Consider the following 2,608-nt stretch of genomic DNA (forward strand, 5'->3'; position numbering starts at 1 on the left):
ATAGCAATTGTTGTACCATTTGTATTAACAGTTATGTTTGGTAAGAAAAGACTTGCCCCAGAAGATTTATACAGAAAAGATATATATAGAGAAGAAAATCCAGAAAACGAAATTGATGGCGAACTTGCAGTAGAGGGAGGCCTTGACTTTGTAGCTCCAATGACAGGTAGGGTTTTAGACTTATCAGATGTTGAAGACAAGGTATTTTCTGACAGGCTAATGGGTGATGGCTTTGCAATAGAGCTTACAGAAAGCGACGTTGTTTCTCCTGTAGATGGTATTGTTGCAATGACCTACCCATCCAAACACGCTTTTGGCCTAAGAGCTGATAGTGGAGAAGAAATATTAATCCACATCGGCATGGATACTGTAGAGCTTGATGGCAAAGGCTTTGAAAGCTTTGTAGAAGCTAATCAAAGAGTCAAAAAAGGCGACCTTTTATGCAAGGTAGACCTAGATTATGTAAAAAATCAAGGAAAATCTTTAGTATCACCGGTAATATTTACATCAGGTGAAAAGGTTAAGCTGTTAAACAAAGAAACTGTTAAAGAAAACGAAAAAATTATAGAAGTGGAGGGTTAATGAAAGATTGTAAAGATAAGGTAATTTATCAAATTCATCCTAAATCTTTTAAGGATACAAAGGCAACAGGTACAGGAGACCCTAGGGGAATCATAGAAAAACTTGACTACCTAGCAGAGCTTGGGGTTGACTTTCTATGGATAACACCATTCTTTAAGTCCCCTCAAAACGATAATGGCTATGACGTAAAAAATTATTACGAAATCGACTCAGCCTATGGAACTATGGAAGATTTGGAAGAATTAATAGAAAAAGCAAAAGACAGAAATATCTATCTAATGCTAGACATGGTCTTTAACCATACATCGACCGAACACGAATGGTTCAAAAAAGCCCTAGCAGGTGATGAGTACTATAAAGATTTTTATTTCTTTAAGAAAAATGAAGGTAAGATACCAACAAATTGGGAATCAAAGTTTGGAGGACCTGCATGGGAATATATCGATGATATAGATTAATACTATCTTCATTTGTTTGACAAGAGCCAAGCAAATCTAAATTGGGAAAATCCAAATGTAAGGAAAGAATTAATCAAAGTCTTAAACTTTTGGCTAGAAAAAGGTATAAGAGGATTTAGGTTTGATGTGATAAACCTTATAAGTAAAGATGAATTTGAAGATGATTTTGAGGGCGATGGGAGAAGGTTTTATACCGACGGCAAGAAAGTTTTAGAATATTTACAAGAATTAAATGAAAAATCCTTTGGTAAATACGATGATGTCCTCACAGTCGGAGAAATGTCATCAACTAGCATAGACGAGTGTATAAAATATACAAAACCAGAAAACCATGCCTTGGATATGGCGTTTAATTTCCACCACCTCAAGGTAGACTACAAAGATGGGGAAAAATGGTCTGACGAGCCTGTTGATTTTGAAGCTTTAAAGACATCCTCGAAGATTGGCAAAAAGGTATGGAAAAGGGCAATGGTTGGAATGCCTTATTCTTAAACTGCCATGACCAACCAAGGTCAGTATCAAGGTTTGGCGATGATAAAAATTACCTAAAAGAATCTGCCAAAATGCTAGCAACTATAATTTATACCCAAGAAGGCACTCCTTACATCTATCAAGGAGAAGAAATAGGGATGACAAATAACTATTTTACAGATATAGATGATTATATGGATGTCGAAACTATAAATTATTATCAAATAATGAAAAATAAGGGAATAGAAGAAGATAAAATAAGGAAGATTATCCAAGCTAAGTCGAGAGATAATGCTAGAAGCCCTATGCAGTGGACAAAAGACGGAGGCTTTAGTAAAGCTACAGCCTGGATAAGAGTAAATCCAAACAACGAGTATATAAATGTAGAGGATAATCTAAAAGATCCTAATTCGATTTTCCACTATTATCAGCAACTAATTGAAATTAGAAAAAGATACAAGGTCATAAGTCATGGGACCTATGAAAGGGTAGCAAAAGATAGTAGGAATGTCTATCCCTTTAAGAGAAAATATAAAAATGAAGAAATTTTGGTAGTAAATAACCTAAGAAGTGATAAAACAAGTTTTAAACTAGAAAATGGAAAAGACTATAAAGTTTTATTATCAAGCTACGAGGAAGATCTATCAGATAAAGATATAAACCTAAGACCTTATGATGCTTTTGTGCTATATAAAAATAACTAATAATTTAAAAAACATCAACCTATTTTTTAGGGCTGGTGTTTTTTAGTTGAGATAAAAAGAAGATTTAATGATAAATAAATAGAAAAAAACCTGGTATAAATACTCCATATGTATAGAAGGGAATAAACGATAATTAAAAAACTTTAATAAAATATAACAAAATAGTTGACAAGGGTAAAAATACCTAGTATTATAATAAGGCACGTTAAAGAGAGGTCCTCACGGACCGGGAAAAATATTTGAGAAAAATATTTGACAAAACAAAATCTTTATCGTATACTTATATTAATGCTGCTTGAGGCATTTATCGAAAAAGTTCAAATATTTAAGAAAAACTTCAAAAAATATTTGACAAGATAAAACTTACGTGGTATTATATAAGAGTCGCAACAA

The 2,608-nt window shown here is 33.1% G+C and carries 2 protein-coding genes and 1 pseudogene; all 3 read left to right on the forward strand.

Annotation, left to right across the window (positions count from 1 at the left end):
- A partial coding sequence (locus Q0410_RS01550) for a PTS glucose transporter subunit IIA (RefSeq protein WP_299032172.1) occupies nt 1–582 on the forward strand: 582 nt, incomplete at its 5' end.
- Nucleotides 582–1,621, forward strand: a pseudogene (locus Q0410_RS01555) (alpha-amylase family glycosyl hydrolase); the annotation flags it as partial. The gene Q0410_RS01550 and the pseudogene Q0410_RS01555, both read left to right, overlap by 1 nt.
- Nucleotides 1,622–1,816: 195 nt before the next feature.
- The gene (locus tag Q0410_RS01560) at nt 1,817–2,215 is read left to right on the forward strand and encodes an alpha-glucosidase C-terminal domain-containing protein (RefSeq protein WP_299032175.1); all 399 of its coding nucleotides are present in this window, start codon (nt 1,817–1,819) and stop codon (nt 2,213–2,215) included.
- Nucleotides 2,216–2,608: the final 393 nt, after the last annotated feature.

The sequence above is a fragment of the uncultured Anaerococcus sp. genome (genome assembly GCF_937934665.1).
Lineage (GTDB): Bacteria > Bacillota > Clostridia > Tissierellales > Peptoniphilaceae > Anaerococcus.

What these genes read in the sequence shown, in the direction of transcription:
- Q0410_RS01560 (WP_299032175.1), top strand. Translation starts at nt 1,817, where the DNA reads ATGCAGTGGACAAAAGACGGAGGCTTTAGTAAAGCTACAGCCTGGATA.